Genomic DNA, 219 nt, shown 5'->3' on the forward strand with positions numbered 1-219 from the left:
GCGCCGGCGCGGCGGATGCCGGCGGTCTGGCCGACCAGGGCACGGAACATGCCCAGGTAGTTGTCCAGGCCATCCATCTGGTTGTCACGGAACGGGAAGCCGGTACCCAGCAGGGCGCCGTCCAGGCTGGTGCGACCGCTGACGCGCAGGCGGCGACCATTGAGCTGGGCGCCACGGCCACGGCTGGCGGTGAATTCTTCCTGGCGTACCGGGTCGAGG

1 pseudogene is annotated in these 219 nt (G+C 70.8%); it reads right to left on the reverse strand.

Annotation, left to right across the window (positions count from 1 at the left end):
* Positions 1-219 (reverse strand): annotated as a pseudogene (gene suhB, locus RRF55_RS28890) (type III secretion system regulator SuhB); the annotation flags it as partial.

It is taken from the genome of Klebsiella sp. K47 (assembly GCF_051858335.1).
GTDB classification, from domain to species: Bacteria; Pseudomonadota; Gammaproteobacteria; order Enterobacterales; family Enterobacteriaceae; genus Klebsiella; species Klebsiella pneumoniae.